Annotated in this window: 8 protein-coding genes and 2 pseudogenes; 6 read left to right on the forward strand and 4 right to left on the reverse strand. The window is 45.0% G+C overall.

All coding sequences use genetic code 11. The annotated features are described in order from the left end of the window. Positions 1 to 18 precede the first annotated feature (18 nt). From NC994_RS22560 to NC994_RS22570, 3 genes are all read left to right on the forward strand, one after another. Entirely contained in the window at positions 19 to 534 is a 516-nt protein-coding gene (locus NC994_RS22560) for a hypothetical protein (protein ID WP_190431525.1), read from the forward strand. 219 nt (positions 535 to 753) lie between these two features. Continuing rightward, positions 754 to 1,947, forward strand: a complete 1,194-nt coding sequence (locus tag NC994_RS22565; RefSeq protein WP_190431527.1) for a caspase family protein — start codon at positions 754 to 756, stop codon at positions 1,945 to 1,947. Between the two features lie 84 nt (positions 1,948 to 2,031). Further along, positions 2,032 to 7,776 carry a CHAT domain-containing protein gene (locus NC994_RS22570; protein ID WP_190431529.1) on the forward strand — a complete coding sequence of 1,915 codons (5,745 nt, stop codon included), beginning with the start codon at positions 2,032 to 2,034 and terminating at the stop codon, positions 7,774 to 7,776. Positions 7,777 to 8,346: 570 nt separating this feature from the next. Here the strand turns inward: NC994_RS22570 and NC994_RS22575 are convergent. After that, on the reverse strand, positions 8,347 to 8,523 hold the full coding sequence (locus NC994_RS22575) for a hypothetical protein (RefSeq protein ID WP_190431531.1): 177 nt from the start codon (positions 8,521 to 8,523) through the stop codon (positions 8,347 to 8,349). Between the two features lie 398 nt (positions 8,524 to 8,921). Between NC994_RS22575 and NC994_RS22580 the strand changes: the two genes are divergently transcribed. The 3 genes from NC994_RS22580 to NC994_RS22590 all read left to right on the forward strand — a co-directional run bounded on the left by NC994_RS22580 (position 8,922) and on the right by NC994_RS22590 (position 10,721). Continuing rightward, positions 8,922 to 9,437: a hypothetical protein gene (locus tag NC994_RS22580; protein ID WP_190431532.1), complete on the forward strand. Its 516-nt coding sequence runs from the start codon at positions 8,922 to 8,924 to the stop codon at positions 9,435 to 9,437. 330 nt (positions 9,438 to 9,767) lie between these two features. Then, entirely contained in the window at positions 9,768 to 10,151 is a 384-nt protein-coding gene (locus NC994_RS22585) for a hypothetical protein (protein ID WP_190431534.1), read from the forward strand. A gap of 33 nt (positions 10,152 to 10,184) precedes the next feature. After that, on the forward strand, positions 10,185 to 10,721 hold the full coding sequence (locus tag NC994_RS22590) for a terpene synthase family protein (RefSeq protein ID WP_277881114.1): 537 nt from the start codon (positions 10,185 to 10,187) through the stop codon (positions 10,719 to 10,721). A 1,571-nt stretch (positions 10,722 to 12,292) separates the two neighbouring features. Here the strand turns inward: NC994_RS22590 and NC994_RS22595 are convergent. The 3 genes and pseudogenes from NC994_RS22595 to NC994_RS22605 all read right to left on the reverse strand — a co-directional run. Continuing rightward, a pseudogene (locus tag NC994_RS22595) lies at positions 12,293 to 12,559 on the reverse strand (CPCC family cysteine-rich protein); the annotation flags it as partial. A 301-nt stretch (positions 12,560 to 12,860) separates the two neighbouring features. Then, positions 12,861 to 13,169, reverse strand: coding sequence for a ribbon-helix-helix domain-containing protein (locus tag NC994_RS22600; RefSeq protein WP_190431539.1), 309 nt, complete (start codon positions 13,167 to 13,169; stop codon positions 12,861 to 12,863). Beyond that, positions 13,166 to 13,369 (reverse strand): annotated as a pseudogene (locus NC994_RS22605) (ParA family protein); the annotation flags it as partial. The pseudogene NC994_RS22605 and the gene NC994_RS22600, both read right to left, overlap by 4 nt.

Genomic DNA, 13,369 nt, shown 5'->3' on the forward strand with positions numbered 1-13,369 from the left:
TTGGGCATGAGTACTCAGTTGGCTTATGCACAAACTCCGTCATATTTAACCGAGGAAGAACTCCGAAATTTGATGCCTGACTTTCAGCGTCAAGTTGAATATTGGAATCAATATGAAGAACCTGAACGTCGAAGTGAAGCTAAGGCGTTTGCAGAAAATTGGTCAGGCGCTCCAACCGTAGCTCTTTTTCTGGGAAAATGGGCAGCAATTGAAGAAACAATGGACATTTATCCTTCAACCATAGAGGGTCAGGTCTGTATTATTGGCACAGATTATACACTCTCTGAAGTTGACTTTAGTTTAGGCAAGGTTTTGAATCAGCAAATTTATACGGATGGGGGTGAAACCATAATCCAGCAGGAAAACTATATAGGAGTTGTATGGAACAAAGAAAAAGAAACAGGCGTTTATGTTTATCATTTGATTGCACCTGCTTCCGTTCCAACCCGTGCATCTTGGAGCGATTGGCGCGGAAGCTCTCGCGTCCTTGAACAATTTAAGGCAGCGGGTTGTATTGCCAAAGCTTCCAAGTAATAGCGAATTACGAAACAGAATGAAAGAAACTAACCATTTCTGCAAATGGGTATTATCTGAGTACCTTTTTCAGAATTATCTCGTGCAAGTTACATTACTTAGCTCTATGTATTTGTTAAATCTGATAAATTAAGCACAAATCCAACCTGATATGTTCGTTATAACCAACTTCCCTGTTATAGCTCTAAGACTAACTCTGAATCTTCAAATTAACTTACTATGACCCATTCTACTCGTCGTCATTTTTTGCAATTTACAGGTTCAGCATTGGCAGCGATTGGGCTGAACCAGCTATCTTTTCTTCAATCAGCCCAACGCTACGGTCAAGCCCTTGCCCAAAGTACACCCCGCAAACTGGCGTTACTTGTTGGCATCAATAACTACGCCTCGCAACCCCTGCAAGGATGTCTCAACGATGTAGAGTTACAACGGAATTTGCTGATTCATCGCTTTGGATTTAATCCGAAAGATATTTTGGTTTTGCCCGATGCCAAAGCGACACGGCAGGGAATTTTAACAGCGTTTGAAGAACATTTAATTAAACAAGCCAAACCGGGAGATGTAGTGGTTTATCACTATTCTGGGCATGGTTCGCGAATCTTTGACCCGAATCCGATTGTGGTTGAGCCGGGAAAAGAAGGACTGAATGGGACATTTGTGCCAGTGGATAGTAAGTTACCAACTGGATATCCGGATGTTGGAGGGTCTGTGCAAGACATTATGGGGCATACCTTATTTTTGCTGATGTCTGCCCTGAAAACTGAAAATGTCACGGTTGTTTTAGATAGTTGTTTTTCCGGTGGGGCGACTAGAGAAGCGCGGGTACGTTCTCGTGATGGTGGCAAGAATGTTTTAGTGTCTTCTGATGAAAAAACTTACCAGCAACAATGGTTATCTCGGTTAAAAATGTCGCCAGAAGACTTTGTGAGAGGCTACCGAACTGGGGTTGCCAAAGGTATGGTGTTAGCGGCGACTGCGCCGAACCAGCTAGCACGGGAAGTGAATGTCAATGGGTTTCAGGCGGGAATATTTAGTTATTTACTGACTCATTATTTATGGCAGGAAAATAGCAATATTGAACAGGTATTTCAGAAGATTCTCCCAGAAATCCCTAAAGACTTTAAGCAATTGCCGCGTTATGACGTGAAGGTAGGGAGTGGGTATCAGCAGCAATCACCATTTTTGATAAATTCTCCTAATTCGGCTGCACAGGCGGTAGTAACGCGAGTGAGTGGTGATACTGCTCAGTTGTGGTTAGGGGGAGTTGATTTAAGGAAGGTGGAGGCGGGAACGGTATTCACTGCGATGAAGGGAACAGGGCAGGTGAAAGTGGTTTCTCGTGATGAGATGGTGGCACAGGCAAGGATTGAGAAGGCGGTGACGGAAGGAATGCCGTTGCGTTTGATGGGGTAGACGAGTATGGATTTTGGTTTTCAGGAATTCATATAGAGAAGAATTCAGGCAATTACCTCTACAGACTGCTCTCAAAAAACAGTTATGTTTCCAGCTAGCTCCCGAAAAGTCGATCGCTGTTTTGCCCTTCTGATAGGTGTGTTATTTGCTACTGCTACTAGCACTCCCATCAGCGCCCAACCGACTACCAGAGTATCCCAGTCACCGACAACAGAAAACTCCAACTCTTCAGAAATACGGCAACCTGTGAAAGCATTTGGCGGGCAACTCGCAGTATTTCTGGGTCATGAGGAAAGGGTTACCAGTGCAATATTTAGCCCCGATGGTCGGCAAATTTTGACTGCCAGTCCCGATAAAACCGCCCGATTATGGGATACCCAAGGTAATCTCTTGGCTGTGTTGCGAGGGCACGAGAATTGGCTCAATAGTGCAGTATTTAGCCCCGATGGTCGGCAAATTTTGACTGCCAGTCACGATAAAACTGTCCGATTGTGGGATAGCCAAGGGAATCTCCAAACTGTGTTGCGAGGGCATGAGGAAGGGGTTACCAGTGCAATATTTAGCCCCGATGGTCGGCAAATCTTGACTGCTAGTTGGGATAAAACCGTCAGATTGTGGGATAGCCAAGGGAATCTCCAAACTGTGTGGCAGGCGCATCAGGGCTGGGATATCAACAGCGCCGTATTTAGCCCCGATGGTCGGCAAATCTTGACTGCCAGTAGAGATAACACCGCCCGATTGTGGGATAGCCAAGGGAATCTCCAAGCTGTATTACGAGGGCATAAGGAGTGGGTAATCAGTGCAATATTTAGCCACGATAGTCGGCAAATCTTGACGGTCAGCACGGATAACACCGCCCGATTATGGGATAGCAAGGGTAATTCTGTGGCTGTTTTACAGAGTCATCAGGGAAGGATCAACACTGCCGTATTTAGCCCCAATAGTCAGCAAATCTTCATTTCTAGTGGGGATACAACCACCAAGAATAATCTCACCCAGGTATGGGATAACAAAGGTAATCTCTTGGCAAAGTCGCAGGGGCATAGAATTTATGCGTCCCAGGCAGCTTTTAGCCCGGATGGTCGGCAAATCTTAACTATCAGTGACGATGGAACCATCCGATTCTGGGATAGCAAGGGTAATCTCCAAGCCGTGTTGCGGGGGCATGAGAATTGGGTCAACAGTGCAATATTTAGCCCCGATGGTCGGTATATCCTAACTGCTAGCGAAGATAAAACCGCCCGATTATGGGACATATCAGATGCAATCGCTACCCAATCCGAGCAAATGACGGCTCTGCAAACCTTGCAGGAAAGCGTTTCTAAGAATAACGCTCAACTGGCTGTGTTGCGGGGGCATGAGCATTCAGTCACAAGTGCAGTATTTAGCCCCGATAGTCGGCAAATCCTAACTGCCAGCGAAGATAAAACTGCCCGGTTATGGAATACCAAGGGTAATCTCTTGGCTGTGTTACGCGGGCATGAGGATTATATCGACAGTGCAGTATTTAGCCCGGATGGTCGGCATATCCTAACTGCCAGTCACGACAAAACCGCCCGGTTATGGGATACCAAGGGTAATCTCTTGGCTGTGTTACGCGGGCATGAGAGTGAGATCACAGGTGCAATATTTAGCCCCGATAGTCGGCAAATCTTGACGGTCAGTACGGATGAAACCGCCCGGTTATGGGATAGCCAAGGTAATCTCTTAGCTGTGTTGCGGGGGCATGAGGATTCAATCTCAAGTGCAGTATTTAGCCCCGATAGTCGGCAAATCTTGACGGTCAGTACGGATGAAACCGCCCGGTTATGGGATAGCCAAGGTAATCTCTTGACTGTGTTGCGGGGGCATGAGAATTGGGTCACAGGTGCAATATTTAACCCCGATAGTCGGCAAATCTTAACTGTCAGTTTAGATAAAACCCTCCGGTTGTGGGATAACAAGGGTAATGTCCTAGCTATCTTGCCGGGGCATGAGGGTTCGTCGGATAACGGTGCAGTATTTAGCCACGATGGTCGGCAAATCCTGACTACCTGGAATAAAACCGTCCGGTTGTGGGATAGCAAGGGTAATCTCTTGGCTGTGTTGCGGGGGCATGAGGATTCAATCTCAAGTGCAGTATTTAGCCCGAATGCTCAGCAAATCCTGACTGCCAGTGGGGATAAAACCGCCCGGTTGTGGGATAGCAAGGGTAATCTCTTAGCTGTGTTGCGGGGGCATGAGAATATTGTCAGCAGTGCCGTATTTAGCTCTGATGGTCGGCAAATTCTGACTGCCAGTTTAGATAAAACTGCCCGGGTATGGGGCGTATCAGATGCAATTGCTACCCAATCCGAGCAAATGACTGCTCTGCAATCTTTTAAGGAAGGTTTTTCTAAGAATAATGCTCAATTGGCTGTATTAGGGGGGGATGAGAATGGGATCAATAGTGCAGTATTTAGCCCAGATGGTCGGCAAATCCTGACTACCGGAAATAAAACCGCCCGGTTATGGGATAGCCAAGGTAATCTCTTGGCAGAGTTGCAGGGGCATGAGGATTCGATCTCAAGTGCAATATTTAGCCCGAATGGTCAGCAAATTTTGACTGCCAGCATGGATAACACCGCCCGGTTATGGGATAGCAAGGGTAATGTCCTAGCTATCCTGCCGGGGCATGAGATTTGGGTCACAAGTGCAGTATTTAGCCCCGATGGTCAGCAAATCTTGACTATCGGTAACACGAAAACCGCTCAATTGTGGAATAGCAAGGGTAATCCCTTGACTGTGTTGCGGGGGCATGAGAGTGAGATCACAAGTGCAGTATTTAGCCCCGATGGTCGGCAAATTTTGACTGCCAGTTGGGATAACACCGCCCGATTGTGGGATAGCCAAGGGAATCTCCAAGCTGTGTTACAGGGGCATGAAGAAGGGGTTACCAGTGCAGTATTTAGCCCTGATGGTCGGCAAATCCTGACTGCCAGTCACGACAAAACCGTCCGGTTATGGGATAGCAAAGGTAATCTCCAAGCTGTGTTGCAGGGGCATGAGGAAGGGGTTACCAGTGCAGTATTTAGCTCTGATGGTCAGCAAATCCTGACTGCCAGTGCGGATAATACCGCCCGGTTATGGGATAGCAAGGGTAATCTCCAAGCTGTGTTGCAGGGGCATGAGAATAATGTCAGCAGTGCCGTATTTAGCTCTGATGGTCAGCAAATCTTGACTGTTAGTAACGACAATCACTTTAGTAAAAATAACGAAAAAACTGCCCGGTTATGGGATAACCAAGGTAATCTCCTGGCTATCTGGCGGGGGCATGAGGAAGGGGTCAATAGTGCCGTATTTAGCTCTGATGGTCAGCAAATTTTAACTACCAGTAGCGATGGAACCGCTCGGTTATGGAATATCTCCATCGTCATCAAAGTTTCTGCCTCTAAAGTAGCCTTTATCAAGGGAAGTCAACTTTCTAGCCAAGGTAGTGTCAAATCTAAACAACTTGCACTTCTAAAGTTAGAAGAAGCCTTGGCACTGTATCGTGCAGAGCAAAATTATACCCAAGCTGCACTCACTCTCTTATCAATCGGTAAAGTTTACGCCAATTTAGGTCAATTCCAAGCCGCCTTAGACTCCTACAATCAAGCATTGCCTTTATCGCGACAAGCGGGTGCTAAAACGGAAGAAGCCAGTATCCTCAACAGTCTCGGTCAACTCTACACCGATTTAGCCGACCCGAAAGCAGCCCTAGACTCTTACAACCAAGCCTTGCCCTTGTTGTATCAACTAAATGACCAAGGGGCAGTAGCCACCACCCTTAACAATATTGGTGATATTCACGCAGCTACAGGAAAAGGGCTAGATGCCTTAAAATTTTACAATCAAGCCCTCGCTATTTCTAGGCCGATTGGTAACAAAACCGCAGAAGCATCAGCATTGATGGGCGTTGGCGGCATTTACATCGCTTCAAAAGAATGGACAACCGCCTTTAATGCCTACAATCAATCTATTATCATCTCCCGCTTCCTCAACGACCAAATAAAGCAAACCAAAATCCTCAACCAACTGGGGAAAATCCACGCCGCTTTAGGCCAAAACTCTACTGCAATAGAACACTACAACCAAGCCTTATCTTTATCCCGGCAACTTGGTTACAAAACAGAAGAAGCGAACATTCTTTACAACCAAGCCACCTTAAACCGCCAGCAGAATAACCTTACCGCTGCTAAAACCGAAATCGAAACGGCGATTAATATTATTGAATCACTCCGCACCCAAATCGCTAGCCAAGAACTGCGGCAGTCTTACTTTGCCCGTAACCAAGACTATTACCAGTTCTACATCAACCTGTTGATGCAACTGCATCAACAAAACCCAAGTCAAGGATATGATGCCCTCGCTCTCCATGCCAGCGAACGCGCCCGTGCCCGCAGTCTCCTCGAACTTCTCACCGAAGCGAACGCCAACATCCGCTCTGGGGTTGACCCAAAACTTCTCGAACAAGAACGCACTCTTCAACAACAACTCAATGACTTTGAGCATCGCAAGTATGAACTGTTGACGACTCAATACACTCAAAAGCAACTCGACGAAATTCGACAAAAAACGGACTTGGTTCTGGCTCAACTCGACCAACTTAAAGCCCAAATTCGCACTAATAGTCCTCGCTACGCCAACCTCAAATATCCCGAACCCCTGAATCTACAACAAATTCAACAACAGATACTCGACGACAAGACAATCCTTTTAGAATATTCTCTCGGTGAAGAACGCAGTTATCTTTGGGCAGTCACCCAAAACAGCATCACCAGTTATGTACTTCCTAAACGCAGTGAAATAGAAACCGCGGTCCAAGCCTTCCGAAAATCTCTTACCCCCAATAGCGTTGCTCATCTCGAGACTGGGCTGCCACTGAGTCAAATGCTTCTCGCCCCAGTTGCGAATCAATTAGGTAATAAACGCTTACTGGTGATTGGAGATGGAGCATTGCAATATGTTCCCTTTGCCGCACTTCCAATCCCCTCCGCTCCCACTACCCCACTTTTAGTCCAAAACGAAATCATTACGCTCCCCTCGGCTTCTACGGTTGCCATTCAACGCCGACAACTAGAAAACCGCCCCATTGCTGCCAAATCCATTGCCGTTGTTGCCGACCCCATCTTCAATCTCAACGACTCTCGTATTGCTGGGACTCCACCCCAACAAACCCCTGATACACTATCTAGTCGTACCCTCACTCGCGCTGCTCGTAACTTGGGCTTAGGAGACAGTGGAAGGGTCTTTGACCGTCTGCAATATACTCGCACTGAAGCCGAGAAAATTCTTGCCCTCGTCCCAGAACAGCAACGTCTGCAAGCTTTAGACTTTAACGCCTCCCGTGCCACTGCCACTGACCCAAATTTAGCCCAGTATCAGATTATCCATCTTGCCACTCACGGCTTACTCGACCCCATCAATCCTGAATTATCGGGAATTGTGCTGTCTCTGTATGACCAAAATGGCAAATCTCTGGATGGATTCTTGCGCCTGCACGATATTTTCAACCTTAACTTGCCTGTGGAACTGGTGGTCTTGAGTGCTTGCGAAACCGGATTGGGTCAAGAAGTTAAAGGTGAAGGATTGGTGGGATTAACACGAGGCTTTATGTATGCGGGTTCAAGACGAGTGGTGGTGAGTTTGTGGAGTGTGAATGATGCAGCGACTTCCAAGGTGATGACGAATTTTTATCAGAAGATGCTTCAGTTGGGGCAAAACCCGGTAGCTGCGCTGAGAGCGGCACAACTGGAAATGTGGAACTCTGGGCAATGGCAAGCACCTTATTATTGGGCAGCGTTTACGATTCAAGGAGATTGGCGATAATGGCGCTTTCAATTCAGGAGAGTGATTTTTTGGAGGATGGAGCAGACGATATGGTGAAATGTCTCAATATCTGATTTCTCCTGACTCCTCCTGTTGTACGGTGCCTCTTTAGATGAGTAGCTTAAGATAGTGACTCGCTAAATTAATTGTCTTCATCAGGCTGGGGGTAGTAGACACGTCACAGTGATGATGATGTAGAACCGGAGCGGACACCAGTGCAATTGCACTGCGAGAAATGTATGAATTCTGGACTGGAAGAAGCTCCTCGTTCAACTTCAATCAAGAATTCTAGTTTGAGTAAGTCGGACTCTTGAACCGCAGCCAAGAATGCGATCGCCATTCAGAAAAAGAAAATAACCTTCTGGGGAATTTTGACGTTTTCGTCGCTCAACTATTGCACCTCTGCATCTGGAAGTTGTTGCAAGTAGTTGTTCATGAGAGAACTCATTGAGTTTCTCTTGTTAGCCTGACCTTCAAGCAAAATCGCTATTAGGCCCAGGGATTGAAACCATCACCTGCAATGAATGCTTAGGTAAGACTCAATTTCACCAACCCTAAATTGATATCAGGCTACATCTGTGGCTCTACTCGGTGATTGGGTACTTCGGGACAACGCTCAACCCGCCCTAGTTGGTAGCCTTGTTTCTCTAATCGTTCCACAAATTCATTCGGGTCAGAGTTAGTTTCTGATTGAGGCGATGGTTGTGTCAATTGCCTGATTTGATTGAGTTTAGCTTTCCGTCCCATTGGCTTTTTCCCTCTTAACGATGCAATCACTTGGTCAAATCGACCTTAAAGGTTACGTAATTTGTCGTATTTTTCTTGTGGCTACTAATAATTGCGGTTGCGAATTACTGAACTCAACATCTTTTATCTTAAATCAGCCATCAATTTCATGAACTCCTCATGCGAACTCAACCCCACCTCCTCACCCCGCTCGCACTGTTTATAGCTTTGATATGACACCAGGGTTTATTCAGCTTGTGAACCCATTTGCCTAAGTTGATTCACTTTGAGTGCCCAGTTTAAGGTTAGCCAGACAAAGGTATTATGCCGAATGCAACAAAAAATAGTTTTTTGCATAAATGTTAAACCTAGAGGTAATAAGTACTATATCTACAAAGATTATCTAAATGGAGAAACCTATGAAGATTTTAGAGCATACTTCAACTCGCCTGACTCTTCAAGATTCGACGATATATGTTTGGTTTGCGAGATTGGTTGGTAGTCTTTTTTTGTTTATCGGTTGTGGGGCACTCTTTCTATTCATTGAATCTATGAAGGGGGTAAGGCTAGATAATCTAGCTAATATTATTGAAAAATCATTACCAGGGATAGGCTTTATGATTTTTTTTCTTAGTTTCGGCATTACATTCGTTTTCTTTTTTCCTAAGAGGACGGTTTGGTTTGACAAAGAAAATGAAAAATTAGTAATTAAAACTGAAAGATTACTAATGACAAAAACTATTGAATATCCAATTACAGATATTGCTAGTGTGATAGTAGAGAAAAATTATAGTTCCAATAATTCTGCACAGGTCTATACTATTTATTTAAACATAGCTTTCAATCGCCAAAAAATACGATTGTCCAGTTCGGGCTTCAACAAGGCAAAAGAAAGAGCGAATCTTATCCGCAGTTTTCTAAATATGCCTTTATGAATTTACACACGGTTTCGCTAAAATCGGCAAGAATTGCTAGGGTGCTGTTAGGGCTTATTGGTATTCATCTAGCATTGATAGAGCTTTCAACAATCTTCACACTCATCGCGATCTCTGTTGGTATAGTTTCTGCAAAGCCTGCGCTTGCATAGCCACCTTGCCCAGTTAGTCGTCAAAATGTTTGCAAGTAGTTAGTCAGCTAAAATAGCTTATCATTTAACTTAATTTAGCGGTTGTTTCTCAACCGCGTTCGCTGTGCTAGTTGTCTAACATTCTGTGTCTGTGTTTTATAATTTTATAATTAAATAAGCAGGAATAAATATACTAAAAATGACATTTAAACTACAGGATTTTTATTGTCCTTTTCCTTCAGCGATTAATCAGCATTGCGAAGTGGCTTGTCAGCACACTCTAAAATGGCTGCGCTTATTTAATCTTGTTACAGATGAATCAGTCTATAAAACTTTGGGAGCGGCAAAATATCATAAATTGGCTGCACGCATCTGTCCTAATGTTTCGCTGGAAGCTCTAAAAATTTTTTCGGACTCTATGCTATTGTTCTTTATATTGGACGAGCAATCGGAGGATGCTGGAACCAGCGGAAAACCCGAAATATTAAAACCTCAACACGAGCGTTTAGTCGATATTTTGACACACGTGGAACTCTCTAAACCTGATACGCCAACAGAACTTGCAATGCAGGATATTTGGTAGAGGTTGTTTCAGCTTCATCATACGCCATTACCGTTGAGGCTTCGTTTCGCAAAGAGTGTGAAAGAGTATTTTGAGGGATTGCGCTGGGAAGCTTTGAACCACTCGCGTGGGATTACTCCAGACGTTGGAGCTTATATAAAGATGCGTCCCTTTACAAATGGGGCTTATCTTTGTTTTGACCTTCTACAGATAATGGATCAGATTGCTCTTTTACCCGAAGTAATCGAACATCCTATTGTGAAACGGTTAGAATTGGCAGCCAACAATGCGATTGGTAGAGCTAACGATATTTTGTCTCTTGAAAAGGATATACATAAAGGACACACTCACAATTTAGTCTTGGTTTTACAACACTCTCACCAACTCTCTCGTGAAGAGGCGATCGCTCGTGTTGCTGAACTGCATGATGCTGAGGTGCGAATCTTTATTGAGTTGTCAACGCAGCTACCGTCTTTTGGAGCTGAAATAGATGCCAACCTTCAACGCTACCTTTCTAGTTTACGTGTCTGTGTACGTGGTCTTCTAGATTGGCATCAAGACTCAGGTCGTTACCAATCTCAAATGAGCTAGTGTCTTATCGCTTTTCTGTCACTCTGATGAGAGTGTAATCGCATTGCTCTAGCTGCCACGGGGTCAGCCAGCAATACAAAAAAACTCTAATTTTCTGTCATTACATCTTGGGCATTCCCTCTAAAGGAATTAGAAATGTCTAAGTCCCTTTAGTAGATTTTAGTGAGTCAGCAGCTTGGCAGAAATTTTGTTAATTTCTTCAAGAAACTCATCAGATAGTTCCTGTAATATCAAAGTGATTAGTTCTAAAGTAGAATCTCATAAACGACCGTTTATAAGACAGATTTCTGGAGTTGATACAACAGACCTCAAACCCAGTGTTACCGTGTCTTATAACCCGTCTTTTTATGGGGTAAAGGTAGCGAAGCTGCAACGAGGTGCCACACGATCGCTAGAACAATCGTGAAATAAGGAATCCAGCAAAAAAACTCAAAAAATAGCAACTTGCCCGAAAATGATGCTTGGATTACCTAAAAAATCTACGACAGAAGGAGCATTTGAAGCCTTTTCAACTTCAAAACTTGCCCGAAAATGACCGTTTTCCGGGATGTTTCAGCTAATGTCCGAAAAATATTCAGAAATCCTTATCTAGCAATAACTTCAGGCATTACGTAGCACTTCGTTGCAACTTCGCTACCTTTACCCCTTGATCGCTTCTTTCAATCCAACGGACGCTCAGTTTTTGGTTCCATTGCTAAAAGCTCTCGCTAACCATCAACAATTCGTGTGCCAATTTCTCGTAATAATCCTGCCACCTCTATTGGGTGCGGTTCAGGTGGATTAAGTAATACTTTTTGCGCTATGTTTTTCCATTGGTCAATTCGCTGCTCTGCAATATAACCAGGCCCTTTGTTGCTTTCAAAAAATTTTAGTCCAAAGAGCCATTGTGGGGAGGTTTGACGGAATTCCTCGGCAAAGATTAGGCGGATGCGTTCTTCTTCTTTAACCACCAACTCACTCAACTGGCGCAGCCGAGTTGCGTTTTTTCCTGAGGGATAGAGTGCAGTCGCTAGCAAAAGAATACCCATTGCAAAAAAAGGACATTCTTCGTTATCTACGGGTAGCGATAACATCCGCCAACACAAGAGTTGTAACGTCAACTCAATAGCCTCTTGCTCCAGACTCAGTACACTCGCAATCAATTGAATAATCGTTTCTGACTCACTAGCAATATTCGCCGTATCACAGTTGAACTGTTCAGATGCGATTCTAAGCAAAACAACACAGCAAAACGCTCGCATTAGATGTCCGACAGTTTGCTCTTCTTCTTGTTGAGAATTTTCTGGCTCTGACCAGCGCATCAGCTCTAAGACCTCTAATGCCTGATACCAAACAGGTACTTGAGCTTTTCCCTTAGATGGACGAACTAGCACTTCATTTGACTGCCAGGGTTCGTCACGAATGCGTTTGAGCACCCGCAAATAGTGTTCAACATGTATGCCATAGTCAGCCGCTGCTATCTCTTCTAGCATGGCATCATCAATATGCGATCGCAGCCACACCCACAACGTACAATCCGATGGATTAAAGTGATCGAGCAGGGAGTGCCACTGTGTGTGCAATGTGACTTCAATCGTTTGCCAGTCTGGATTACGCTCTTCCTCGTCCGTTGGGCGTCTAACAGAATCTAGCCACTGGCTTTCACACGCCCCAAACGCCAGAAAGTTACGCTGTGCTTGGATTAATTCGACTCGATTAGAAGTTGCGTGTTGCCAAGACCCATCTGGCACTGAGTCTTCCCAAAAACAGATAGGGCAAATCTCATAACTACCGGGTGGCTCTTTAGCGAGGGTTTTGTAGCCACAACAGAGACAAGGATAGGCAAAGACTGAGTACATTCCGTGATTTTTTCAGTTACTTTAAACTGTTTTATGTCTTCCTTTGTCCAAAGTCCAAAATCGCAGAGGAAGTACACGCCTTGCTGGTTCACCAAGGCGAACCTTTGGGCTAGCTACCTTGCCAACTGGACCGTATGGAACTACATTCGAGCGGCAGCAGCACTAGCGGTAGCGACATCGCTTACCATCGCGCTCTGTTACCCTGCGGCCCGATCGCAGAATTTGTAAATCCCCAATCAAGTAAAGTGCGATTACGCGATGCCATCGCCTGCGGCGCGATCGCTATCCCAAGAGGCACAACTCAATCGCCCCCTTCAACTTCTGCCAAAGCCTCAGCCAGCAGAATTCGCAACACTTCAGATTTCTTTCTGCCAGTGCGATTGGCAAGATTGGTAAGACGGCGGTGCATTTCTGGCGAGAGGTCTAGGCTAACTCTAATGGGTCGCTCTTTGGGTGATTCCTCTTTTTGTAATTTTTCCAGCAGCCCTCCAGGTTCTGAGACGAGTGGGGAAGAAGACAGTTTTTCATCTGCTGCTTCAGGCTTTGGTTCGCCAAAGATAAATTTATCAGCAGCAGCATTCAAAGTTTTCCGAGGTTTCTTCGGGGTCATTTGAGTAACTTCAGAATTTCCTTGAACAAAGATTCAAATTCCTTAGCTGATTCTTCTGCCCCTCTGACCTCCCAAATAGATGCCTCCTGAGAGAAGCAATCAGAAATTGCCTGTTTTTGGTGAATCACTGTTTTGAGCAGCGTCACGTTAGGAACCTGGCTAAGAACATCCAATGCCTCTTTCTTTAGCCGAGTTCCCTT

Origin of the sequence: Trichocoleus sp. AS-A1 (assembly GCF_039962015.1) — a bacterium.
Lineage (GTDB): Bacteria > Cyanobacteriota > Cyanobacteriia > Cyanobacteriales > FACHB-T130 > FACHB-T130.

What these genes read in the sequence shown, in the direction of transcription:
- NC994_RS22565 (WP_190431527.1), top strand. Translation starts at nt 754, where the DNA reads ATGACCCATTCTACTCGTCGTCATTTTTTGCAATTTACAGGTTCAGCA.
- NC994_RS22585 (WP_190431534.1), top strand. Translation starts at nt 9,768, where the DNA reads ATGACATTTAAACTACAGGATTTTTATTGTCCTTTTCCTTCAGCGATT.
- NC994_RS22570 (WP_190431529.1), top strand. Translation starts at nt 2,032, where the DNA reads ATGTTTCCAGCTAGCTCCCGAAAAGTCGATCGCTGTTTTGCCCTTCTG.
- NC994_RS22600 (WP_190431539.1), bottom strand. Translation starts at nt 13,169, where the DNA reads ATGACCCCGAAGAAACCTCGGAAAACTTTGAATGCTGCTGCTGATAAA.
- NC994_RS22575 (WP_190431531.1), bottom strand. Translation starts at nt 8,523, where the DNA reads ATGGGACGGAAAGCTAAACTCAATCAAATCAGGCAATTGACACAACCA.
- NC994_RS22580 (WP_190431532.1), top strand. Translation starts at nt 8,922, where the DNA reads ATGAAGATTTTAGAGCATACTTCAACTCGCCTGACTCTTCAAGATTCG.